General features: G+C 70.4%; 20 protein-coding genes. 11 read left to right on the top strand and 9 right to left on the bottom strand.

Features of this window, described 5'->3' with window-relative positions; translation table 11 throughout:
• Nucleotides 1–104 precede the first annotated feature (104 nt).
• The 6 genes from MYSTI_RS05840 to MYSTI_RS05865 all read right to left on the bottom strand — a co-directional run bounded on the left by MYSTI_RS05840 (nt 105) and on the right by MYSTI_RS05865 (nt 4,091).
• Nucleotides 105–371 (bottom strand): GlsB/YeaQ/YmgE family stress response membrane protein, encoded by a 267-nt coding sequence (locus MYSTI_RS05840; RefSeq protein ID WP_015346785.1) that lies wholly within the window; start codon nt 369–371, stop codon nt 105–107.
• Nucleotides 372–481: 110 nt separating this feature from the next.
• Nucleotides 482–1,216, bottom strand: a complete 735-nt coding sequence (locus tag MYSTI_RS05845; RefSeq protein ID WP_015346786.1) for a 16S rRNA (uracil(1498)-N(3))-methyltransferase — start codon at nt 1,214–1,216, stop codon at nt 482–484.
• Nucleotides 1,217–1,325: 109 nt separating this feature from the next.
• The gene (locus MYSTI_RS05850) at nt 1,326–1,841 is read right to left on the bottom strand and encodes an Mpo1-like protein (RefSeq protein ID WP_015346787.1); all 516 of its coding nucleotides are present in this window, start codon (nt 1,839–1,841) and stop codon (nt 1,326–1,328) included.
• A 4-nt stretch (nt 1,842–1,845) separates the two neighbouring features.
• The gene (locus MYSTI_RS05855; protein WP_015346788.1) at nt 1,846–2,334 is read right to left on the bottom strand and encodes an Mpo1 family 2-hydroxy fatty acid dioxygenase; all 489 of its coding nucleotides are present in this window, start codon (nt 2,332–2,334) and stop codon (nt 1,846–1,848) included.
• 118 nt (nt 2,335–2,452) lie between these two features.
• Nucleotides 2,453–3,451 (bottom strand): AraC family transcriptional regulator, encoded by a 999-nt coding sequence (locus MYSTI_RS05860; RefSeq protein WP_201768952.1) that lies wholly within the window; start codon nt 3,449–3,451, stop codon nt 2,453–2,455.
• 106 nt (nt 3,452–3,557) lie between these two features.
• Nucleotides 3,558–4,091 carry a DUF1993 domain-containing protein gene (locus MYSTI_RS05865; protein ID WP_015346790.1) on the bottom strand — a complete coding sequence of 178 codons (534 nt, stop codon included), beginning with the start codon at nt 4,089–4,091 and terminating at the stop codon, nt 3,558–3,560.
• A gap of 111 nt (nt 4,092–4,202) precedes the next feature.
• Between MYSTI_RS05865 and MYSTI_RS05870 the strand changes: the two genes are divergently transcribed.
• Nucleotides 4,203–5,339 carry a metal-dependent hydrolase gene (locus MYSTI_RS05870; protein WP_015346791.1) on the top strand — a complete coding sequence of 379 codons (1,137 nt, stop codon included), beginning with the start codon at nt 4,203–4,205 and terminating at the stop codon, nt 5,337–5,339.
• A 58-nt stretch (nt 5,340–5,397) separates the two neighbouring features.
• On the opposite strand, the gene MYSTI_RS05875 is transcribed toward MYSTI_RS05870, so the two are convergent.
• Nucleotides 5,398–6,264 carry a 50S ribosomal protein L11 methyltransferase gene (locus MYSTI_RS05875; protein WP_015346792.1) on the bottom strand — a complete coding sequence of 289 codons (867 nt, stop codon included), beginning with the start codon at nt 6,262–6,264 and terminating at the stop codon, nt 5,398–5,400.
• A gap of 40 nt (nt 6,265–6,304) precedes the next feature.
• On the opposite strand from MYSTI_RS05875, the gene MYSTI_RS05880 reads away from it, so the two are divergent.
• Nucleotides 6,305–6,676 (top strand): hypothetical protein, encoded by a 372-nt coding sequence (locus MYSTI_RS05880; RefSeq protein ID WP_015346793.1) that lies wholly within the window; start codon nt 6,305–6,307, stop codon nt 6,674–6,676.
• Between the two features lie 34 nt (nt 6,677–6,710).
• Here the strand turns inward: MYSTI_RS05880 and MYSTI_RS05885 are convergent, their stop codons facing one another.
• Nucleotides 6,711–7,547, bottom strand: coding sequence for a nuclear transport factor 2 family protein (locus MYSTI_RS05885; RefSeq protein ID WP_144369999.1), 837 nt, complete (start codon nt 7,545–7,547; stop codon nt 6,711–6,713).
• 71 nt (nt 7,548–7,618) lie between these two features.
• On the opposite strand from MYSTI_RS05885, the gene MYSTI_RS05890 reads away from it, so the two are divergent.
• A complete protein-coding gene (locus MYSTI_RS05890) occupies nt 7,619–8,488 on the top strand; it encodes a LysR family transcriptional regulator (protein WP_015346795.1) in 870 nt (289 codons plus the stop codon).
• A gap of 17 nt (nt 8,489–8,505) precedes the next feature.
• On the opposite strand, the gene MYSTI_RS05895 is transcribed toward MYSTI_RS05890, so the two are convergent.
• Nucleotides 8,506–11,106 carry a M16 family metallopeptidase gene (locus tag MYSTI_RS05895; RefSeq protein ID WP_015346796.1) on the bottom strand — a complete coding sequence of 867 codons (2,601 nt, stop codon included), beginning with the start codon at nt 11,104–11,106 and terminating at the stop codon, nt 8,506–8,508.
• A 194-nt stretch (nt 11,107–11,300) separates the two neighbouring features.
• Between MYSTI_RS05895 and MYSTI_RS05900 the strand changes: the two genes are divergently transcribed.
• The 8 genes from MYSTI_RS05900 to MYSTI_RS05935 all read left to right on the top strand — a co-directional run bounded on the left by MYSTI_RS05900 (nt 11,301) and on the right by MYSTI_RS05935 (nt 22,498).
• Nucleotides 11,301–14,042, top strand: coding sequence for a coiled-coil domain-containing protein (locus MYSTI_RS05900; RefSeq protein WP_015346797.1), 2,742 nt, complete (start codon nt 11,301–11,303; stop codon nt 14,040–14,042).
• A gap of 13 nt (nt 14,043–14,055) precedes the next feature.
• On the top strand, nt 14,056–15,261 hold the full coding sequence (gene hemW, locus MYSTI_RS05905; RefSeq protein WP_015346798.1) for a radical SAM family heme chaperone HemW: 1,206 nt from the start codon (nt 14,056–14,058) through the stop codon (nt 15,259–15,261).
• A gap of 36 nt (nt 15,262–15,297) precedes the next feature.
• A complete protein-coding gene (locus tag MYSTI_RS05910) occupies nt 15,298–16,110 on the top strand; it encodes a hypothetical protein (RefSeq protein WP_015346799.1) in 813 nt (270 codons plus the stop codon).
• A gap of 276 nt (nt 16,111–16,386) precedes the next feature.
• Nucleotides 16,387–17,931 (top strand): tetratricopeptide repeat protein, encoded by a 1,545-nt coding sequence (locus MYSTI_RS05915; protein WP_015346800.1) that lies wholly within the window; start codon nt 16,387–16,389, stop codon nt 17,929–17,931.
• 277 nt (nt 17,932–18,208) lie between these two features.
• Nucleotides 18,209–19,000, top strand: coding sequence for a TadE/TadG family type IV pilus assembly protein (locus MYSTI_RS05920; protein WP_044278985.1), 792 nt, complete (start codon nt 18,209–18,211; stop codon nt 18,998–19,000).
• Complete coding sequence (locus MYSTI_RS05925; RefSeq protein ID WP_015346802.1) at nt 18,976–20,544, top strand: hypothetical protein; 1,569 nt, start codon at nt 18,976–18,978, stop codon at nt 20,542–20,544. The genes MYSTI_RS05920 and MYSTI_RS05925 overlap by 25 nt, the downstream gene beginning before the upstream one ends.
• Nucleotides 20,541–21,650, top strand: a complete 1,110-nt coding sequence (locus tag MYSTI_RS05930; RefSeq protein ID WP_015346803.1) for a hypothetical protein — start codon at nt 20,541–20,543, stop codon at nt 21,648–21,650. The genes MYSTI_RS05925 and MYSTI_RS05930 overlap by 4 nt, the downstream gene beginning before the upstream one ends.
• Nucleotides 21,650–22,498, top strand: coding sequence for a hypothetical protein (locus tag MYSTI_RS05935; RefSeq protein WP_015346804.1), 849 nt, complete (start codon nt 21,650–21,652; stop codon nt 22,496–22,498). The genes MYSTI_RS05930 and MYSTI_RS05935 overlap by 1 nt, the downstream gene beginning before the upstream one ends.
• The last annotated feature ends 3 nt before the right edge of the window (nt 22,499–22,501 follow it).

Here is a 22,501-nt window from a genome sequence, read left to right on the forward strand (position 1 = left end):
AGTGGCGTCCCCCCATGGTCCCTCGGTCGAGGAACCGTCAGGGGCTCGTCACCGAAAGGCGTCCCCGTGTCCCCTGGGGGACAACCCGCGTGGGACGCCTCACGCTAGGCGTGGACCCGGCGCCGTCCCACCGCGCCCACGATGAGCAGCACGACGATGGCGCCCACGACGGACATGATGAGTCCCGCTGGCCGCAACTCGAAGAGGCGCCCGTCGCGCGAGAACAGGGACCCCACCAAGCCACCGAGCAGCGAGCCGACCATGCCCAGAAGCGTCGTCGCCATCAGTCCCATGCTCTGCTTGCCCGGGAGAATGGCACGCGCGATGAGCCCCGCGATGAAGCCAACGATGATGAACGCGATGATCCCCATGAACCTTTCTCCTGTTTGTGGGGACCCCAGAGGTCCCTGACGGCACAAACGTAGGAATCGCCCTGGGAACGTGGGAACCCGGGGGGAACGAGCGCTCGGCTCCCCTCCTGCTAACCGAGGTCCCCATCGAGATGCATCATCACCGCGAGGGCCGCCAGCGCCGCCGTCTCGGTGCGCAGGATGCGAGCCCCCAGCGTCACGGCGCGAGCCCCCAGCGCCTTGAGCGCCTCCACCTCCTCTCGCGCCAGTCCTCCCTCGGGGCCCACCACCAGCGCCACGGGCGTGCCCGCGCCCGCCGCGCGGAAGGCCTCCCCCAGCGGCACCGCGGACTCCTCCTCGTCCAGCACCAGCACCACCGTGCCAGGGGCCAGTCCGCGCGCGGCCGCGGTCAGCGGCAGCGGGCTCTCCACGCGGGGCACGTCGTCTCGGCGGCACTGCCGCGCCGCCTCCTCCACGATTTTCGTCCACCGCGCGGTGCGCTCCTGGGCGCGGCGGGGCTCCAGCTTCACCACGCTGCGCACCGTGTCCACGGGGAGGAAGGCGGCGGCGCCCAGTTCGGTGCCCTTCTGCAGCACCCACTCCAGCTTGTCGCCCTTGGGCAGCCCCTGGAGCACGCTCACGGCGCGGCGCGCGGGGGCCTGTCGCACGGGGCCCAGCTCCACACGCACCGTCTGCGGGTCCACGCCCACCACCCGGCTGACGAAGGAGCGGCCCTGGCCATCGAAGACCTCCAGCGCGTCGCCTTCGCCCAGGCGCAGGACGTGGATGACGTAGTGGCGACGGTCGCCCGTCAGCGCCACCTCGGCGGGAGCGGGGTCCGGAATGGGGACGAAGAGGCGAACCACGAGGCGTTCTCCAGCAGGGCGGGCTGGAAGGACCAGGACCCGCGTCGGGGCGGCGACTTCAACAGCAAGCCGCCGTCCGACGCCAGGGTTCGCTGGAGCCCGGTGCCGCTCAGGTCGCCAGGGGCGCCGCCGGAGGACCCCCGGCCATGACTCGCGCGTGCAGCTCGCGCTTGAGCCCCATCCCGAAGAGGAGGACGGTGAGCAGGTAGACGGGCTCGATGAAGAAGAGCAGCGGCCCGCCGAGCGACAGGCCATGCGTCTTCTTCTCGAGGACGACGTGCGCGCCGACAACGAGCGCGAAGCGCGCCACCATGACCCCCACGGCGATGAAGGCGATGGTGGGGCCCGGCAGGTGTCCCAGGGACAGGGCCGCGTTCAGCGTGGGGATGAGCGGAAGGCTCATCAAGAGCCCCGCCGTCCATTCCAAGGAGAACGCGTAGAGCGCCACCGCCAGGACCAGGACATGCGCCGCGGAGAGCGTCAGGTCCCCCATCGGGACGCGCAGCAAGCCGAGCGGTACGAGCAGGGCGAAGATGAACATGTAGGCGCCCACGAAGTGCACGGCGCGGCTCGCGCGGTTCTCGTGCAGGGGCATCCAGGCGCGCAGCTTGTCAGCGAAGCTCATGGGTTCAGGCGCGGGCCGGCGTCGCGTTCTGGGGCTGCGGCTTGAGGACGTAGTCGCCGAAGAGGACCGCGACGAAGAACAGCGGGCCCACCAGCGCGTGCACCAGGTTGGTGAGGAAGGACGGCGACTTCTTCTCCCAGACGGAGTGCCCCGCCAGCTGGATGAGCCAGCCGAACGCGGCGATGGCCACCACGCTCCAGACGGGCATCATCCGGCCCAGGGGGAAGCACGCCGCCATGAAGGCGACGACGACGAGGCCCAGCTTGACGTCCGCGCGCAGGTACCAGATGGCTGCCAGGGCCCACACCACCATGCCCAGCGTCAGCACGCCCCCGGGCAGCACGGGGAGGGCCACCAGCTTCACCCAGTCGAGCATCGTGACGATGTGCAGGACGATGACCGGAATCGCCACCTTGTGCGTCAGCCGGTTGATGGGGTGCTGGTGCGACGAGTAGTACTCATCGAAGAGGGCGGTGATGGGAGCCTTGAGCATGGCGTCCTCCGAACGGACAGCGGGGCATGGGGAAGTTAGGTGATGTCGCGCCAGGTGTCCTGGCGGCACGCGCCAATCTCCTGACCTGGGACGCCACCTTGCCCCCGCACGTCGAGGCTCAGGGCCGCTCGGCGCTCTCCCGCCAGACGCGCGGCGTCATCCCCGTCCAGCGCTTGAAGGCCCGGTCGAACGTGCTCAGCTCCGAGTAGCCCAGGAGGAAGGCCACCTGGCTGACGCCCAGGCTGGCGTCGCGCAGGTACTGGAAGGCGAGCTCCCGCCGCACCGCGTCGACCTCGTCCTGGAAGGACGTGCCCAGCTCGGTGAGCCGGCGCTGGAGGGTGCGCGGGCTGACGTGGAGTCCCTTGGCCACCGTGCCCACGGGGGGCGGACCTTCCTGGAGCGACGCGCGGATGCCCGTCCTCACGGCCCGCACGAACTCCGGCGCGTCGTCGGGCGGAGTCTGAGGCGAGGAGACACCGCCGCGCGCCGCATGCTCCAGCACGGAGAGGAGCGCGGGGTCCGCGCCCACCACGCGCAAGTCCAACGTGGTCGCCTCCAGCGTGAGCGCGTTGCGTCCGCCGCCGAAGGTCGGTGTGACTCCGAAGTGCTCCACCAGCGGGGTGATGTCCGGAGGCGCGGGGTGGGCGAAGGCCACGGCGCGCGGATTCCAGGCGCGCTCGGTGAGCTGCCGGCCCACGTGGGTGAAGAGGGCCAGCCCGTACTCACTCGCGTGGCGGCCGTACGCGAGAGGCTCGCCGGGGATGCCGTAGGCGAACGTCCCGCCGCCCTCCGCGTCGTCGGTGAAGGACGCGCGCCACGCGGGCTCGAGCAGGGCCATGTACCGCGCGAGGGCTCGGAAGGTATCGCGCACCGTGGGCGACGCGCGGGCGATGTACTCGACGAGCCCGTAGTTGCCGCGAGGCACGCGCTGGGCCACGTGCAGGCCCAGGAAGGCATCCCCCGAGAGGGCTTCCGCCGCGTCCAGGAAGGCATGCAGCGTGGAGAGCGGGAGGCTCACTTCCGGGAGCGAGCCCGCGTCGCTCGGCAGGCCGAAGCGCTCCACCAGGGACGCCGGCTCCCGGCCCGTCGCGCGCAGGTACGCGAGGAGCGGACCCACGAGCTGGGAGCGGACCTCGTCCGGGGGCTTGAGCGGGGGTTGAGAGGGCGGGGGCGCCACGCGCGGGCGACGCTAGCGCGTTCGGCACGTGGCACCCAAGGGACGTTCAGGCCCCGACCGCCAGGCGCTTCCCGATGACGCCGAGGAAGTCCCTCTTGCCCACCTGGACGCCTCGGTGGCGAAGGATGTCGTACGCCGTGGTGACGTGGAAATAGAAGTTCGGCAGGCCGAAGCTGAGCAGGTAGTCATCGCCCTGGAACTCCAGCCTGGTGTCGCCGCCGACCGGCAGCAGCACGGTGCGCGTCTCGCTGCCTTCGAAGCGGGCGGGGTCGAGGCTCTCGAGATAGTCGACCGTCTTCGCGACGCGCTGGGAGAGCTCCTCGAAGGTCTTCTCGGTATCGGGCATGCGCGGGGCGGGCACGCCGCTGAGCCGCTCCGCGGAGCCCTTGGAGGTATCGCTGGCGCGCTGCACCTGCTCCACCAGGTTGAACATGTCCGGGGCCAGCCGGGCCTCGAGCAGCGACTCCGGAGGGAGACCCTGCTCCTTCGCGTGCTGGGCACCCTTCTGGAGCAGGGTGGTGAGCACGTTGAGGGCTCGGATGAAGACGGGGATGGATGCCTGGTACATGGACAGCGACATGGCGGGCTCCTGGTGAACGGGGGACTTCGAGGCGCGATGCTCTAACGCAGGCGCGAAAACCGCGCATGGTGCAATGAGCGCCTGTCCCGGTGAAGTACGCTCGGCGACACGATGGACAATCTCGCCCACTCGCTCGTCGGCGCCTGGATGGCGGAGGCGGGGCTGAAGCGGTACACGCCGCTGGCCACCGCGACGCTCGTCATCGGCGCCAACCTCCCGGACGTGGATGGACTCGTCACGTTCGCGGGCTCGGATGCCTCGCTGTACTGGCGCCGGGGCTGGACTCACGGAGTGCTCGCGCTGGCCCTGTGGCCCTTCGTGCTCACGGGGTTGATGCTGCTGTGGGACCGCCACGTGCGAAGACGTCGAGACCCGACGCTGGCCCCCGCGCGGGCGGGCCCGTTGCTCGGGCTGTCCACGCTCGCGATCCTGAGCCATCCGGCGCTGGACTGGCTCAACACCTATGGCGTGCGGCTGCTCATGCCGTTCGACGGGACGTGGTTCTACGGGGACACGCTCTTCATCGTCGACCCGTGGGTGTGGCTGCTCGCGGGCGCCGCCGTGGTGATGGCGGATGCGCGCACACGCAAGTCGATGGCGGGCTGGTGGGTGTTGGGCCTCGCGACCACCGCGCTCGTCACCATTCCTCCCTTTGTCCCCTGGCCCGCGAAGGTGCTCTGGGGCGTGGGCCTGGCGGCCGTGCTGTGGCTGCGCTGGAAGGGGACGCGGGTGTTGTCCACGCAGCGCGTGGCGACCGTGTGTGGCGTGGGGCTCGTGCTCTATCTGGGGGCCATCCTGCTGGGCTCACAAGTGGCGGCGCCTCGCGCGAAGGCGTGGCTGACGGCCCAGGGGTATCCCGTGGAGCGGGTCATCGCCGGGCCCGTGCCCGCGAATCCCTTCGTGCGAGACCTCATCGCCGTGGGGCCGGACCGCTACCACTTCGTGCGCGCGGACTTCCTGCGCGGCGGCGAGGCCCATCTCCAGCGGAGTGACCCCAGCCTCCCTCGCGAGCCGAACCCCGGCCCCGTCATCCAGGCGGCGCTCGCGGCCCCGCATCTGCGAGGGCTCGCCCACTGGCTGCGCCTGCCCACGTACGAGGTGACGGAGACGGAAGCCGGGTGGCGCGTCGCCATCAACGACGTGCGCTACTCCCGCTCGCTCAGCGGGGGCCTGGGCTTCGCGGTGGTGGAGCTGGACAAGTCGCTCCGCCTGCTGCCGCCGAGGCGAGGCTCCGACCACGAACACTGAGGCCCGCGGGCTCGCGCGTCTGTGCCGCCACCGCGCGCGAGCCTCGAGCGTCCGCGCCTCAGCGCTTCAAATCGATGCGAACCCACTCGCCCTGGGTGGCGCCGGCCAGCACGGTGAAGCCGAGGTTGCGGTAAGCCGCCTCCACGTCCGCGCGCTGGTGCGACAGCACGCCCGCGAGCACCAGCCGGTCCTTCGCCTTGGGGGCGATGAGCGGCGCGAGCTCGATGAGCGTGTTGGCCAGGATGTTGGCGAGCACCAGGTCGAAGGTGCCCTCCACCGCGGTCAGCTCCTTGTCGGACACGTCGATATCCGGGGTGCCGTTGTCCGTCAGGTTCTCCTGCGCCAGCTCCACGGAGGTCGGGTCGTTGTCCGTGGCGACGACGCGCCCCGCGCCCAGCTTCTTCGCCGCGATGGCCAACACGCCCGTGCCGGTGCCCACGTCCAGGACGCTCGCGCCCGGGTGGTCCACCATGTACGCGTCCACCGCCGCCAGGCACAGGGACGTCGTCGGATGATCGCCCGTGCCGAAGGCCATCTTGGGCTCAATCACCAGCCGCACGGCACCTTCCGGCGCGTTGACCACATCCCACGGCGGCCCCACCCACAGCCGGCCCACGTGCACCGACTTGATGAGCGACTTCCACTCATTGCTCCAGTCCTGCTGGGGCTGCTCGTCCAGGCTCAGCCGGGCGGTGGGGAAGGTCTCGGCCACCTCTTCACGGGCGGCCTCGGCCGTCTCGCGGTCCTCGAAATAGCCAATGACAATGGACTCACCCGCGTTCGGGGGGCGCACACCGGGCATGGTGGGGGTTTCCCGGTCGCGCAGCTCGAGCCCGAGTGCTCCCGCCTCGTGGAGGAGGTCCTGTACGGCCTCGGACGCTTCTTCGGGCAACTCCACGGTGAGTGACAAATAGGTCTGTGACATGTGGGCCCTTTTACCGCGCTGTGAGTAGCGTGGGAGCGCCATGAGAAGATACGTGTTCGTCATGGGGACCCTGGCCTGGCTGACCGCTTGCTCCGGCTCGGGAGCAACGGACTCGGCGGTCTGCCAGGACGTCGTCTCCCGCTACTGTGAGTCGGAGGAGTGTCCGCAGGTGGCGGACAAGCTCCTCCCCGGCGAGGGCTGCGCGGCCTCCCTGCTGGAGCGCACCGGCTGCGGCGCGGAGGACTTCGCCTTCTCCACACCCACGCGGGAGCGGATGCTCGAGTGCCGCACCCCCTTCGTCCAGGCGACCACCTCCACGGGGCGCCCTCCGTCGTGCGCGGACGCGGCCGGCTTCATCGAGGCCTGTCCGGACGTCGCGGCGTTCTTCCGGGGCGAGCCCCCGCCGCCGTGACGTGTGTGACGCGGGGCCTCGCGGGCCGAGGAGCCTAGGGCGCCGGGCGTGGGTCTCCCCACGACGCGGCGGAGATCCTCCACTGCCCTCCGGCGCGCACCAGTAGCAGGTGGTCGATGTAGCGGACGCCTCGGACGGTGACGTCGAGCTTCGCGGCGGCCACGCTGCCTCGGACCTCCACCTTCAGGATGTTCCAGGGGCTGTCGGGGTCCTGGTGGCCCGCGTCCTCGTGTGCCGCGTAGCGCGACGCGGCCATCGAGAGGGTCTCCCAGGCGAAGGGCACGCCCTCCACGTTCGCGCGGTAGTAGCGACAGTCCGGCGTGTGCGTCTGGAACAGCAGCGTCGGGCTGTAGAGGGCGTGGGCGCGAATCTTCCCCTCCAGCACGGCGCGAATCTCCTGCTCCGCGGAGGGGAACCGAGGCAGCTCCTCGCCCGGCGCCAGCCGATGGAACACCTTGCCCACGATGCGCCATCCCGCCGGCGTGTCCACCGCGAGCAGCAGGTCCACGAAGGAGTGGCTCGGCCAGTGGGAGACGGCCTCCATCAGCGCGAAGGAGCCCTCGCGGTCCAGGGTCGTCTGTCGGCGCGAGCCCGCCTGTGTCGGCGTCTTCTCCACGGCGTCCAGTCGCTGCCACCACTCCAGCTGGGTGAGCGCGCGGAGGGTCCCCTCACCGTCCGCCCAGTGCATGAGCATGTCCGGGTGGAACGCGGAGCGCATGACCCGGCTGGTGCCTTCATCCGAGGCGCGGAAGTAGGCCTGGACGGCCTCCTCGGGGCTCGCGGGGAGGTGGGGGGAGGCTTCGGGAGAGGGCAGGGCATGGGTACACGCCGAGAGCAGCGCGAACGTCACCCACGGGAGCGATTTCGGCATGCCGGCAAGGTGCGCCGACGGGCCCCTGATATCCAATTGATAGGAGGACCGTGCTTCCATAGAAACCTTCGATGGACTTCCCAGACCTCCCCTTCCTGCGCACCTTCGTGGCCGTCTACGAAGCCCGAGGCGTCACGGAGGCCGCGTCGCGGCTGCACCGCACCCAGCCCACGGTGAGCTACCAGCTCCGTCGCCTGGAGGAGACGCTGGGCGCGCCGCTGTTCGAGCGCCGCTCGGCGAGGCTCGTCCCCACGCCGCTGGCGGACCGGCTCTTCCGCTTCCTCGGGGGCTTCGCCCGGGACGTGCAGGCGGTGTTGCAGGGCGTGGAGGAGGACCGGCCGCTGGAGGTGGCCTCGGTCTCCGGCTTCGGCCGCTACGTGCTCTTCCCCCTGCTCTCGGAGATGGAGTCGCTGCACCGCTCGCTGACCTTGCGCTACCCGCCCGCGGACGAGGTCTTCCGCCAGGTGCTGGAGGGACGCGTCGACGTGGGCTTCTCGTTCCGAGGCACCGTGCATCCCCGCCTGACGCTGACGCCGGTGTACGAGGAGAAGCTGGTGCTCGTCGCGGGCCCCACGTGGGCCCGGCGCCTGCGAGCCCAGAAGGACTTCCGCGACGTGCCGCTGGTGACCTACGACGAGGGGGACTACGTGGTGGGCCGGTGGCTGGGACACCACTTCGGCCGGCGCCATCCGCACTGGTACAGCACCGCCCACTTCGAGGAGCTGGAGGAGGTGCTGGACTGGGTGGCGCGAGGCCGAGGCACCGCCGTGGTCCCCGACTTCTGCATCCCCGAGGGGCGCGGCCTGCGCGTGGTGGGCTGGGGCAAGCCCGCGCTGGTGAACATGGTGCACGCCGTGCAGCGAGGCCACGCGCCCGTGCGCCCGGTCGTCACGGAGCTGCTCGCCCGGCTGCGGAAGCCAGCGCGACGAGCGCCGCGCTGACCTCCAGGGGTGTGCCGCTACGGCCCGACGATGGTGAGCGCGCTCCGGTCGAAGTCGATGACCTCGCGCGCCACCTCGAGGACCTGGTCCGGCGTCACCGCGGCGATGTGCTCCGCGTAGTGGAGGAAGTTGTCCATGTTCAGCCCGTAGAGGGTGTCCATGGCCATCATCCCCGCGCGGGCGCCGTTGCGCTGGAGCCCGATTTCATGCGTCCCGATGAGGTTCTGCTTGGAGCGCTCCAGCTCCGCCTCGGGGATGCGCTCCTCGCGCACGCGCCGCAGCTCCGCGCGGATGCCGTCCAGCGCGGCGTCCACCTTCTCGGGGCTGGTGCCCATGTACGCGGCGAAGTAGCCCGGCTCCACGCCCTCCACCGCGAAGCTGCTCACGCTGTAGGCCATGGAGCGCTTGTCGCGCAGCTCCACGAAGAGCCGCCCGCCCTGGCCGGACAACACACCCGTCAGCGCCTCCAGCGCGTGGCGCCTCGGGTCGTTGATGGTGAGGCCCCGGAAGCCCATGACCAGGTGGGTCTGCGCCTTGGCCAGCACGCGCTTCTCCACGCGCGCCGACTCCAGCCCCGCCTCCGTGGCGATGACCGGCGCGGGCGCGGCCTGGCCCTTCGGCTTGCCGAAGTACTCCCGCGCGAGCGCGAGCACCTCGTCCACCTTCACGTCGCCCACGACGGTGAGCACCAGCTGCGACGGGTCCATGTAGCGTGCGTGGTACGCGCGCAGCGCCTCGGGCCCCAGGGCCTCCACGGACTCCTTCTCGCCCAGCGACGGCATCCGGTACGGGTGCGTGCGGTACAGCGTCCGGTTGAACAGGTCGAACGCCACGCTGGAGGGCTTGTCCTCGCGCGTGAGGATGTCCTGGAGCATCAGCGTGCGCTCGCGGGCCACCTCCGCCTCCGGGAAGGACGGGTGCAGCACGCTGTCCGCGAAGAGGCGGAAGGCGGACTCGAAGTGCCGCGAGAGGAACTCGCCGCGCAGGTTCATCGAGTTGCGCCCGGCCATGCCGCCCATGCTGCCGGCGTAGATGTCCACGAGCTGCGAGATCTCCTCGGCGTCGCGCGTGGGCGTGCCTCGCGTGAGGCTGCGGGAGAGCAGGGTGGTGATGCCGTTGTCCGCGGCCGTCTCGTAGCGCAGGCCGCCCATGAAGGCGGCGCGCACCGCGAACAGCGGCACGGCGGGCTCCACGCGCACCAGCACCGTCGCGCCCGAGGGCAGCTTCTCCGTGACGATGTCGCTGGGGCCCTTGCCCTTGGCGCCCAGCCGCAGCGAGGGCTCTCCCTGGGACACCTTGCTCGCCTTGCGCTCCGGCGGCGGGGCGGCGGGCTCGCGCTCCACCTTGTCCAGGACGGCGTTGACCTGCGCCTCCGTGAGGCTGGCCCCTTCGGGCAGGAGCGCGGTGACGATGGCGTGGTCCAGGCGGAAGTACTTCTGGGCCGCCGCGCGCACCTGCTCGGGCGTCAGGGCGCGGATGGCCTCGTAGTAGCGGGCCTCCTCGTCCAGGCTGCCCATGCCGGACTGGTAGTAGCCCATCTTCCGCGCGACGCCCTGCACCGTCTCGCGCTGGTAGACGGCCTCCGACTCCAGGAGCGCCTTGGCCGTGGACAGCTCATCCGCCGTCACGGCCGTCGCGCGCAGCGTGGCCAGGCCCCGCGCCGTCTCCTCCAGCGCGCGCTCGCAGTTGCCGGGCTGGAGCGTCATCGCCACGGAGAACAGGCCCGGGTCCTGCGGCGTGTACGCGAAGGCGTGGATGTCATTGACCAGGTTGTGGCGGCGCTTCACCTCGCGCGCCAGCCGGGACGCGTCGCCCTGGCCCACCATCAGCGCGAGCACGTCCAGCGCGGGCACGTCCGGGTGCCCCACCTGGGGGACGGGGAAGGCGAGGTGCAGCCACGCCTCCTTCACGTCGTCCGGGCGCAGGAGGATGCGGCGGCCGGTGAAGGCGGGCTCGTCCACGCGCTTCGCCATCCCCTCGAAGGGCCGGCCCCAGTCCCCGCCGAAGATCTCATCGACCCAGGCGCGCAGCTCCTGCTCGTCCAGGTCACCGGAGACGGAGAGGACCAGGTTCTTGGGCGTGTAGTAGCGGTGGTAGAACTCCAGCACCTTCTCGCGCGTGAAGCTGCGCACGCTCTCCGCGGTGCCGATGACGGGCAGGCGGTAGGGGTGGCGCGCGTAGGAGGTGGAGAACAAGTCCCGGGAGGCGCGCCGCGAGGGGGTGTCCTGGCTGCGTTTGATCTCCTCGCACACCACCTCGATTTCGCGCGCCAGCTCCTCCGCGTCGAACGCGGAGCGGCGGACGGCATCACCCAGGATGTCCAGGCCCATCTTGGCGAACTGGCTGGCGATGACGATGTGGTAGACGGTCTGGTCGTACGAGGTCCAGGCGTTGATTTCACCGCCGTGGGCCTCCACGTCCCGCGCGATCTCCCCGGGGCCACGGCGCTCGGTGCCCTTGAAGAGCATGTGCTCGTGGAGGTGGGCCAGGCCCGCCTGGTCGGGGCGCTCGTCGGCGCTGCCGACCTTGACCCAGACCTGGAAGGCCGCGACCTTGGCGGCGTGCTGTTCCTCGAAGACGACGGTGAGCCCGTTGGGCAGCGCGTAGCGGATGGCCATAAGGAGGGTCCCAAGCTGGCACTCGTCTCCCAGGAGGGCAAGGCGAGGTGTGATGTTTCCCTCACTGGCTAACGTCCCGAGGCCCTGGCGTCGAGCGGACTGTGGTCCTTCCAGCGTCTGGAGGCCGTCAAGCGCCGCTTCTCGAAACGCGTCCCTGGCAGGCCGCGCGTCCGGGCGGTAACCTGCGCTGGCCCATGCCGTCACCTCCGGAAGAGGTGGATCCGCTCGCGGACCTGCGCGACAGCCTGGACCTGGAGGACACTGGCGTTCAAGCGGCCCCCCCCGCCCCCCCCGCCGCTGCCCTCCCCAGGCCTCAGCCCAAGCCCCCGCCCGCGGCGACACCACTCGCTGCTCCGCCCCCTCTGCCCCCGCGCCGTCCGGCCGCATCCCCGGTCTCCGCGTCGGTCGGCACCGGCACACCCAAGGCTCCGGCGACGACGCCGGCTCCCGTCCCCCTCGCCTCCGCGGCTGCGCGGGGCGTGAGGGTGCCCGGCAATGACCCGTTCAACGAAGCCCCCGAGCCCCGCATGCCCATGGGGGCATCGCCGGAGGAGAAGCTCGAGTACTTCCGGACGGTGATTCGCCAGAAGACGGAGACGCTCGCGCGGGCGCGCACGCTCTATGCGGAGCGCGACGGCGAGGTGACGGGCCTGAAGCAGTCGCTGACCCAGGCGCGCAAGGAGGCCGCGGAGTCGAAGGCCCAGCTGGGGGCGGTGAAGGACGCGCCCGCGAGGCTGGCGCAGACGACGGAGGCGCTGGCGGCGGCGGAGGCTCGGGCGGCGGAGGCCGAGTCGAAGCTGGCCGGGGTCGAAGCGGAGCTGGCCGGGGTGGAGGCGGACCGCAAGGACTTGTCGCGGGCGCTCGCGGAGGTGGAGTCGGAGGTTCCCCGGCTGACGGCGGAGCTCCAGGAGGAGCGCGAGTCGCGGGGCGCGGTGGCCGAGGAGCTGGTGGGCGCCAAGGAGGCGCTGTCGCTGGCGCAGGACCGCGTGGCGGAGCTGGCCGCGGAGAAGTCGGAGTCGCAGGGCGCGCTGGAGGCCGTCCAGGAGCAGTACCAGCAGGTCGTCGCGGACGTGGAGCGGGTGGGCGGCGAGCTGGAGGCGATGACGGCGGAGCGCGACTCGCAGAGCCTTCGCGCGGAGCAGGTCGAGGCGGCGCTCGCGGAGGCGCAGACGGCGCTGAGCGCGGTGGAGAGCGAGAGCGACTGGTCGAAGAGCTCGCTGGAGGAGGCGCAGGGCCGGGCGCGGACGTTGGAGGAGGAGCGCGACGAGGCGCGGCGGCGGCTCGCGGAGGTGGAGGAGGGGCTGCGCGCGGCGCGGGCGCAGGGGGCGGAGCTGGAGAAGGGGCTGGCGCTGAAGGACGCCGAAATCGTGGGGCTGCGCGCGGGGCTGTCGGCGCGCACCACGGAGGCGGCGGAGGTGCCTGTGTTGCGGCAGGCACTGGAGGAGCGTGCGGCGGAGCTGGCGCGACTGACGTCGAAGCTGGAGGCGGACGAGGCTCGGACGGCGGAGCGGACGCAGGCGCTGGAGGAGGGGCTGGCGCAGGCGGGTGAGCGGGCGCAGGTGGCGGAAGGGGAGGCCGCGGCGCTGAAGGAGGCGCTGGAGGCGTTGGAGGTGGAGCAGGTGGCGCTGCGGGACCGCATGGAGGCGGACGCGGCGGCGCTGGGCGAGGCGGCGCAGCAGGCCGAGGCGAAGGTGGGCGAGGTGACGGCGGCGCTGGAGGCGGCGCAGGTCGAGCGGGAGGACATCAAGAAGCAGGTCACCGCGGCGGAGATGAAGGCGGCGACGACGGACGCCGAGCGCGTGGGGTTGGCCGCGCGGGTGTCGATGTTGGAGGCCGCGTCGGGGCAGCGCGAGGTGGAGCTGGCGCGGGTGCAGGCGCTGCTGGCGCAGGCGCGGGAGGATGGGGCGCTGGAGCAGGTGCGGCGCGAGGCGGTGGAGACGGAGCGCGCGGACCTGAAGGTCCAGGTGGCGGAGCTGGAGGCGCGGGCGGACGCGCTGATGGCGGGGCAGGGTGGCACCGAAGCGGAGATGGCGGAGCTCCGAGAGGAGCTGGAGGCCACGCGCGCGGAGGCGGACAAGGCGGAGCGGTTCCAGCAGCGGTTGAAGATGCTGGAGGGCGCGCTGGAGGCGGCGAAGGCGGAGGCCGCGCGGACGGTGCAGGCCGCGCAGGCGGCGCAGGCAAACGCGAAGAAGGACGCGGAGGAGCAGCAGGCCCGCGCCGAGGCCGCGCACGCCGACAAGTTGCGAGAGGTCGAGGCGAAGCTTGCGCAGGTCGAGGCCGGCTACGAGGACAAGCTGAAGGATGTCGAAGCGAAGCTGGCGCAAGCCGAGTCCTCGAGCGCGAACAAGCTGAAGGACGCCGAAGCGAAGCTTGCGCAGTCGGAGTCTGCGAGCGCGAACAAGCTGAAGGACGTCGAAGCGAAGCTTGCGCAGTCGGAGTCTGCGAGCGCGAACAAGCTGAAGGACGCCGAAGCAAAGCTGGCGCAAGCCGAGTCCGCGAGTGCAAGCAAGGCCAAGGACGGGGACTCGAAGCTGGCCCAATCCGAAGCCGCGAGCGCGAGCAAGCTCAAGGACCTCGAAGCGAAGCTGGCCCAGGCCGAAGCCACTCACGCGGGCAAGCTCAAGGACCTCGAAGCGAAGCTCGCCAAGGCCGAGGCCGCGAGCAAGTCGTCGAAGCCCTCTTCGAGCGACGCGAGCAAGCTCCAGGACCTCGAAGCGAAGCTGGCCCAGGCCGAGGCGGCCCTGACGGAGGCCCGGAGCGCGAGCACGGGCGCAGGCGGTCCTCCGTCCGACTGGGAAGCCGAGCGCGACGGACTCAAGGCGGACGCGGCCAACCTGAAGCGGAAGCTGGTGGCGGCCGAGACAGCGCTCGAAGCCGCGGCTGGCTACAAGTCGAAGATCGCCAAACTGGAAGCGCAATTGAAGGGCCGGAAGTAAAGGTTTGCCCCTCATGCCGTTCGACGCACCAGTGGACCCACTCACGGGGATGCCGGCGGCCCGCTTCGGGCTGTACCTGCACTTCCCCTACTGCCTCGCGAAGTGCCCGTACTGCGACTTCGCCGTGGCCGTCGCGCGCCAGGTCCCCGAGGAGCGCTACGCCCAGGCCGTCCTCGCGGAGCTCGACGCCCGGCTCGCCGCCTCCCCCGAGCTGCGCACGAAGCCCCTGGAGTCCATCTTCCTGGGCGGCGGCACCCCCTCCCTCTGGCATCCCCGCTACGTCGCCCAGGTGCTCGACGGCATCGCCGCGAGGATGTCCGTCTCCCCCGGCGCGGAAATCTCCCTGGAGGGCAACCCGGAGCGAGCGGACGCGGAGCGCTTCGCGGGCTACCGCGCCTCGGGCATCAACCGGCTGTCCCTCGGCGTGCAGTCCTTCCAGCCGCGAACCCTCAAGGCCCTCGGGCGCGCGCACGACGCGGCGCAGGTCGAGCTCGCCGTCTCCCTGGCCCGCCGCGCGGACTTCCCCGTGGTGTCCATGGACTTCATCTACGGCGTCCACGGACAGCGCGTCGCCGAGGTCGAGGAGGACGCGAAGCGCGCCGTCGCACTCTCCCCGGAGCACCTGTCCACCTACGCGCTGACCGTGGAGCGAGAGGTGCTGGCCGTGGACACGCCCCTCTCGAAGCAGCTCAAGCGCGGCGAGCTGGAGCTCCCCCCCGACGACGACGTGGTGTCCATGGCGAAGGTGGTGCGAGACGTCTACGGCGCCGCGGGCCTGCGCCGCTACGAGGTCTCCAACCACGCGCGAGCCGGCTTCAGCTCCAGACACAACGCCCTCTACTGGACCGGGGGCGAGTACCTGGCGCTCGGCGTGGGAGCCACGGGCATGCTGCTGACGCCTTCCCCGTCCCGCTACGTCAACGTGCGCAGCCCGGAGAAGTACCTGACGGAGGTGGAGTCGGGCCGGCTGCCGGAGGAGGGGCGTGAGGCGCTGGGGGCCGAGGAGCTGTTCGCGGAGCGGCTGGCGATGGGACTGCGCCTGGTCTCCGGCGTGGACTGGGAAGCCGTGTGCGAGCGATACGGGCAGCCGGTGGAGCCCCGGCGAGCGGAGGTGGCGAGGCTGGTGGAGCACGGCTTCGCGACGCTGACGGGCGGACGGTTGGCCTTGACGGAGAAGGGCGCGGATGTGCACAGCGCCGTCTGTGCGCGGCTGCTGTAGTCCCGCGGCGCGCGTGCGAAGGACTTCGAGGAAGCTATGAGCAAGTGGATGTTGTGGATGTTCCTGACCCTGCTGACGGGCAGTCCGCTGGTGTCCTTGGTTCTGGTCATCGTCATCATCTTCGTGGCGGACCGCTTCACGTGGCGGCTGTTGCCCAGCCCGGTGCGCCTGTTCAAGCGCTTCCAGCGCGCGGGGGAGCTGGCGGGAACCATCCTCACCAACCCGCACGAGCGTCGCGCGCGCCATGAGCTGGCGGACATCCGCGTGGAGCAGAAGCGCTACGCGGAGGCGGTGGACATCCTCAAGCCCAACCTCGAGGCGGGCGACGACGACGTGGACACGCTGTACCTCCTGGGCGTGGCGTACCTGGGCTCCGGAGACTCCCGGCGCGGAGAGCTGCTGCTGGACGAGGCCGCGAAGCTGGACGCCGATTTCAAGCAGGGCGCCATCGACCTGGAGCGAGGCCGCTTCCGGCTGAAGCGCGGAGAAGTGAAGGGCGCCATCGAGTCGCTGGAGCGCTTCTGCGCCACGCGGCTGGGGACGGTGGAGGGGCGCTACCTGCTCGCCAAGGCCCTCGCGAAGGACGGGCGCGGCGCGGACGCGAAGCGCGTGCGCGACCTGGCCTGGAACGAGTACGTGGCGGCCCCGGGCTTCCAGCGTCGCCGCGAGCGCCGGTGGGCCTGGCTGTCTCGCCCCAGCCGTCCGCTCACCTACGCGGCGGTGCTCGCGGTGGTGCTGGGAACGGGCGCGGCGGTGGCGAACTCGATGGGGCTGTTCTCACCGCGCCCGAGTCACCACGCCCCCTACGACGGCCGAGGCGGCCAGCCCACCGTCTCCGAGTGGGAGTGAGAGGGGATTCCAGGGGCCCGGCCGCCAGATGTCTGGTTTGACGCGGCCAGGCCCCAAGCCCTTGTCTCAGTCGGAACAAGCGATGCCGCGGTACGGCTTGCTCGGATTGCCATTGGGCGCGGTGTCGCCAGGACAGCGGTGAGACGAAACATCCCCAGACCCAAGGGACGCGAGGGTGTCTCACCCGGCTGGGACGGGGTGACTGGACAGCGGGTGTGAGTGAGGGCGTAGGCTCCGGAGGTCGTTCTCCCCGCGGACACAGCCGAGGCACGCACCATGTTCCCCTCTCCGTCGCAGGTTCTCCGACAGCGTGAGGGATTGCTCGCGGACACACCGTTTCCCCTGCTGTTGCACGCGCTGATGGTGGAGGAGCGCACGTGCACGCTGGAGCTGAAGGTGCGTCAGCGCGAGAAGCGCATCCTCATCGAGGAAGGCTCTCCGGTGGCGTGCCAGTCCAACCTGCTGCACGAGACCCTGGGAAAGTTCTTGGTGGAGAAGGGACGGCTGACGGAGGCGGACTACCAGAAGTCGCTGTCGGAGAGCGTGTCCTCGGGCATGCAGATGGGGAGCCTGCTCGTGCAGAAGGGGCTCATCAGCCCGTTCGACTTGTACAAGCAGCTCCAGGCGAACCTGGGGCACAAGCTGCTGGACTGCTTCCGGTGGGTGGACGCGAAGTACCGCCTCATCGCGGACGCGGAGACCCCCGACGCGAGCGTGCGCACCAACACCGCGCAGCTCATCCTCACGGGCGTGGAGGGCGTGATGCCCTTCGATGCGGTGGCGACGCACTTCACCTTCACGGATGAACGAAGGTTCGGACAGATGCCCGGCGTGGAGGCCGGGCCCAAGCTGTCCTCCAAGGACGCGCGCCTGTTGCAGCAGCTCCGCCAGCGCCCCACGTTCAACGAACTTCTGGAGCGCACGGGCTTCGACATGGAGACGGTGCTGCGGCGCCTCTACGCGCTCTGTCTCCTGGGCGTGGCGGGCTTCGTCGAGGACGTGGACGCGAGGGCGGCGGAGGTGGCCTCGCGAGCCGTGGCCTCCGCGCCCGCGCCCGTCGTCACCGAGCCACCCCCCGTCGAGCCCCTCACCGCCAAGGGCACGCCCTTCTCCGACGAGGACGTGAGCGCGCGAGACGCCCTCGTGTCGGCCTTCCTCGCGCACCGGAGCAAGGACCCGTTCGCGCTGCTGGAGGTCCCCGAGGACGTGCAGCCCCTGCCGCTGCGCCGGGCCTTCCTCGCGTGGGCGGAGCGCTTCTCGCCCCTGCGCTTCCAGACGCCCGACCTGAAGGAGAAGGCGGAGGCGCTGCTGGCCGCCTACGCGAAGGCGTATGGGAGCCTGTCGGATGCGGAACAGAACCTCCTCTGGCGCAAGCGCCGCGCGGCGCACCGCGAGAAGGAGCGGGCCGCGACCGGACGCCCCAGCACCGCCGAGCAGTTCCGCATCCGGACAGACCTCCTGGACGCGGCCACCCAGTTCGAGGAGGCCCGTCGTCGCCTCGCCGCCGGCAACCCCGCGGGCGCGTTCGAGTACCTCGAGTACGCCTGCGACATCGAGCCCAAGCCCCTGCACCACGCCTACCGAGCCTGGGCGCGCTACCTCATGAAGCCCGAGGCGCACGGCCGGCTGGCCCTCCAGGAACTCCAGGAGGTCGTCCGCCAGGAGCCCGCGCTGGAGGAGGGCTGGGCCTTCCTGGGCGAGGTGGCCCAGGGGGAGGGGCAGGCGAGCCTGGCCGAGGAGTCCTTCCGCAAGGCCTTCAAGCTCAACCCCAAGAACCGCCGCTACGTGGACCTCATCCAGCAGCTCGCCCGGCGCCGCTGACCCGCTCCCAGTCCCGCTGCGGGGTGGCCCTGTGCGTCAGCTGTTTTTTCAGCGCGTGAGAGTTGACCCATGTCCTTATCGGTCATGTGGCCGACGGGGGCGTTTCTCGCGCGGATTCTTGCTTAAGAGAGGGGATGCTTCATGCCAGGGACAACGGTTCTGGCTGATTTCACCCCGGGAGGAGAAACCCGGAGGTGGTGATCCGCGAGACTGGATTGTCAGTGTAACTTCGTTGGCGCTCAGGGGGTATTACTTGCTGTCCCTCATGCGAGGCCGGATGAACTCCCGCACCACAGCGACCCAGTCAGGGCAGGCCGCGGTGGAGTCCGCCATTGTCCTGCCGCTCTTCGTCTTCCTCATCCTGGGCACGCTCCAGATCGGGCTGATGCACCAGGCGCGGCTGTTGACCAAGTACGCCGCCTACAAGGCCGTGCGAGCGGGCTCGCTCCACAACGCCAACGTGAAGACGATGGAGGCCGCCGCGCTCGCGGTGCTCCTGCCCATCCTGGGCACCCGGGCCTCCGGGGCGGGCGGCATCGAGTACGTCCGGCCCGTGGGCAGCGCCAGCGAGTTCGAGACCAAGTTCAACGAGCTGAAGTCCAACGAGATGCCCGGGGTGAACCTCAAGTACGCCGAAGTCACCGTCTGCGGCCCCACGCAGGAGGAGATCTCCGGGAGCAGCGGCGAGCTCGACTTCGACGACCCGAAGAACACCACGCCGAGCGGCTGGAAGGAGAACCACAAGACCAAGCTCCGCATCCAGGTGACGCTCAACTACCGGCTGGTCATCCCCTTCGCGGACTGGGTCATCTACCAGGCGGCGCGCGGCCGGGAGATTCCGATGCAGCTGCGCATGGGCAAGATCAAGGCCCAGGAGCAGGCCAAGACGTCCGGCCGCCGCTTCGGTGGCGCCGCCACGGGCGAGGGCCCCTACGAGAGCGCCGCCGGCCAGGGCGTCTACATCATGCCCATCCGCGCCACGTACACCATGCGGATGCAGTCCAACTTCTACCTGGGCACCAACGCCCTTCCTGGGAGCAACGCATGCGTCTTCCCGTTCTCCTACTGAGCCGGTCGCGCCGCCGCCGCACCCAGCGAGGGCAGGCCATCGTCCTCGGGTCGCTGTCCTTCCTGGTGCTCGCGTTGATGGTGACGCTGAGCTTCAACCTGAGCCACGCGCTCCGTCAGAAGATGACGCTGCAGCAGCACAGCGACACGCTGTCGTACTCCATGGCCGTCCTGGAGGCGCGCGCGCTCAACTACTACGCGGTCAGCAACCGGGCCATCGCCAGCTCCTACGTGGCGATGAACAGCCTGCACGCGTACATGTCCGCGGCCAGCATCACCGGCCAGATGATGCGGGCGTCGTCGAAGAACTTCCAGATGATCGCCATCCAGGAGATGGCGCTGTGCATCGCCTGCTATTTCATGTGCGACCACTGCGAGCACGCCGCGGAGGCGTTCAAGATCAGCCAGGACTTCAACAAGTCCGGCAAGGACTACGACGACAAGGTCCAGGGCTTCGAGTCGAACTTCAACTCGGCCATGGAGGGCCTGGACCTGATGGTGGACAACATCCACACGGCCCAGAAGGAGGTCCACGAGAAGACCCTCCAGGCCGTGAAGGATGGCCGCAGCCACGGCCTGGCCCAGCTGAAGGCATACACCGCGCCCAACGCCAGCGAGCTCGTGGCCGCCGTGGGCTCCATCAACGCCAACGAGTTCAACTGCGCGGTGGACGGGATGGAGTGCCAGGGGAGCGTGGGCAACAGCTCTCCGGAGGCGCGCGCGAAGGTGATGACGGAGGTCGCCAACGCGACGCGCGCCAAGTGGGCGGCCAACCGGGAGACCGGCGGCATGGGCTCCCCCACGAACCTCCCCAAGTACCTCAACTCCCAGTTCTTCCAGGAGCTGGATGACATCCCGGGCAACGAGGGCCAGCGCCTGGTCAGCGGCGTCCGCGGCACGGCCAAGACGGTGAAGGACGAAGGGTCCGTCTCCGGAGGCCAGTCGTCCGACAACACGGGCGCCAAGGTGGCGGCGCAGGACGAGGGGCGCATCTTCCACCAGTGGAAGGACGGCGCGTGGCTGTCCTCGTTCAAGTCCCGGGTGTGGAGCGACGACGGCGGCGGCGGGCACGAGGGGGACGGCGCGCACTCCGGCCAGCACCGCTTCGAGGGCGTCAACGTGCGGGCGCTCACCGGCTGCGCGGGCTCCGGCAACTGCTTCATGAAGTTCCGCGCCAACCCGGACCCGAAGCGGGACTGGGGACAGCCGCGCGTCTACAGCTACCTGTCGATGACCTTCCGCGTGGGCGACACGAAGCGGGCGCCCTGGGAGCTCAACTCGTCGGCGCAGGTGCGCTTCACCCACGGCCAGCAGGGCGAGGGCAATCTCACCGTCGCGGCGACGGAAGGCGCGGCCATGTCCAAGTCGCTCGTCTACTACCATCGCTTCGGCAACCTCGGCTGGAAGGAGGCCCCCAACCTCTTCGCGCCGTACTGGCGCGCGAAGCTGCATCCCTTCACGAAGGGAGATGCCCAGGAGGTGTTGGATGCCGCGGGCAACTCCGAAGGCTCCCAGATGTCCCAGGTGGATGGGGTGGCGCTGTGAAGACTTCCAGACAACGCGCTCAGCGCGGCGCCGCGGCGGTGGAGACGGCGCTGTGCATGTTGGTCATCATCCCCGTCTTCATGTACGCGCTCTTCCTGGATGACCTCCTCCGGCATGCCTTGGATGGTCAGGAGACGGCGCTCTCCACCGCGTGGGACTTCGCCGTCCAGGACTACGCCAAGAAGGCGAGCGGCCAGTCCTTCAGCGGCTTCAGCGAGGCCCAGCACTACGCCCGCCTCATGTACTGCGACCACGAGTCGGGACTGGACAGCTTCGGCCCTGGCAACGGGCCCGAGTGTGAGAACGACGAAGGCCACCACCAGGAGCTGTCCGCGCACGCGTGCTGGCTCAACCCAGGCGCGCAGCAGGTGCAGTGCACGCTGAACCAGGGCGACCCCAACGCGGGCGGCGGCGGTGGCCCCGTCGGCGCCTACAACGTGACGCTGCACCAGTCGTACATGGACCAGTTCAGCAAGGGCGGCATCATCCGCTGCTCGGCGCGGCTGGGGGTGCAGAACTACTTGCTGCCCAAGAGCTTCCTCCAGGACTTCAGCCAGGTGGGGCTCGCGCGGCAGACGATGCGCCGCGCGGATGGCGTCCACAACAACGCGCAGGGCAGCGGAGACTTGCAGGACGACCCGCGCGGCCTCGAGGGCAATGTCTACCTGCTGCCCTGGGAGCGCATCGCCATCGTCACCGACACGTGGGCGCTGACCAAGGAGCAGAAGGTGGAGCGCGGCACGAAGGACGGCGACGAGGAGGGCCTCTACGTGCGCGTGGCCCAGGTCTACAAGAACCAGGACAACCCGGGGTACTCCCAGATGAGCTCGCCCGCCGAGGCCTTCGTCAACGAGGCGACCCAGGAAGTGCTCAGCCCCGACGTCGCGCTGGACCAGATGGACCCGGGTGACGACCCGCGCGAGCCCAGCCTCTCCATCGTCCCGTTCCCGGAGAGCGGCGGGCCGCAGCAGGAGGTGGAGCAGTACGGCAGCAGCGCCAGCTACTTCAACAGCGAGTGGCGCGACTGGGATGCCGACAACAACGAGGCCACCCACAACGCCCGGGGGAACAACTACCTGGGCTGCTCCTCTCCGGAGAGCTGCTGATGCCTTCCTCCTCGAGCCTGGTCATTCGGGTCCCCGCGCTGCTGTTCTCCGTCGCGGTGGTGGGCGCGTTGATTGGCTTCACCTGGGAGGGGGCTGTCTATGGCAATCGCACGGTCTCCGAGGAGTGGTCTCCGCCGCCGTCGCTGGATGATGCGCCCGCGGCGAAGGGCTCGCGCACTCCCGAGGAGGACGCGGCGCTGAAGCGGGCGCTGGTGCACTTCCCCGCGTATCCCCGCGCCAGCCGCGCGGAGCTGCTCGCGGTGGACTACCTGGGGCCGGACGTGCCCATCGCCGTGGCGTGGTTCAGCACGCAGGACACGCCCGAGCAGGTGCTGTCGCACTACGAGAAGGTGCTCCTGGACAAGGGGCTGCCGGTGCTCGGCGAGCGCCACGGCGTCAACGGCGGCTGGGTGGGCTACTGGAGCCCGGCGTCGGAGGAGATGCGGCTCATCTCCGTGCTGGCGCAGGGCGGGGAGACGCTGGGCTTCGTGTCCGCGGGCCAGGTGGGGCCGCTGTTGAAGCGCGCGTCGAGCGTGCCCCCGTGGATGCCGCTGCCGCCGGAGCTGAGTGAGCCGGTGACGCTCTCCTTCAACATGGAGGGGGCCTCGCACCACGTGGTCGCCGGCAAGCTGCCGGAGGGGACCCCCACGGAGGTCGGCGCGCGCTACCGCGAGCTGCTCACCCAGAAGGGCTGGGAGGTGGGCGCGGTGGAGCCGGTGGACGTGGGAGGTATCGCGTTCGAGGTGATTCGAGGCACCACGCTGGGCCGGGCCACGGTGCGTCCGCGCCTGCCCGAGCCGGGCGTCGAGGTCCAACTCTCACTGCTCCAGAGAGGAGCCACGCCGTGAGAG

The sequence above is a fragment of the Myxococcus stipitatus DSM 14675 genome (assembly GCF_000331735.1).
Lineage (GTDB): Bacteria > Myxococcota > Myxococcia > Myxococcales > Myxococcaceae > Myxococcus > Myxococcus stipitatus.